The sequence below is a fragment of the Nonomuraea sp. B5E05 genome (assembly GCF_039880665.1).
Taxonomy (GTDB): Bacteria; Actinomycetota; Actinomycetes; order Streptosporangiales; family Streptosporangiaceae; genus Nonomuraea.
In genome coordinates, this window is the sequence record NZ_JBDPMJ010000108.1 from 1 (window position 1) to 644 (window position 644).

At 67.5% G+C, this 644-nt stretch carries 1 pseudogene; it reads right to left on the reverse strand.

Annotated elements, in window-relative coordinates:
* A pseudogene (locus ABGB01_RS46030) lies at positions 1 to 644 on the reverse strand (DNA-directed RNA polymerase subunit beta); the annotation flags it as partial.

Genomic DNA, 644 nt, shown 5'->3' on the forward strand with positions numbered 1-644 from the left:
CGCCACCAGCAGGTTCTTGCCGAGCGCCATCTCACCCTGGTCGGTGCACGGCCCGTCGGCGATCACCTGGTTGACCTCGACCCGGTCGCCCTCGGCGACGATGGGCTTCTGGTTGAACGAGGTGCCCTGGTTGGAGCGCTTGAACTTGGCGACGCGGTAGGTGGTGCGGGTGCCGTCGTCGTTCATGACGGTGACGTAGTCGGCCGAGACCTCCTCGACCACACCCGCCTTCTCGGCGCTGATGACGTCGCCGGCGTCGGTCGCGGCACGGTATTCCATGCCGGTGCCGACCAGCGGCGCCTCGCTCTTGAGCAGCGGCACCGACTGGCGCTGCATGTTGGAACCCATGAGCGCGCGGTTGGCGTCGTCGTGCTCGAGGAAGGGGATCATCGCTGTGGCCACCGACACCATCTGGCGCGGCGACACGTCGATGTAGTCGACCTCCTCGGCACGGGCGAGCTCGGTCTCGCCGCCCTTGGTGCGCACGAGGACCCGGGAGTCGGCGAACGACCCGTCGGGGTTGAGCACCGTGTTGGCCTGCGCCTTGACGAAACGGTCTTCCTCGTCGGCGGTGAGGTAGTCGATCTGGTCGGTGACCTTGCCGTCGACGACCTTGCGGTAGGGCGTCTCGACGAAGCCGAAGG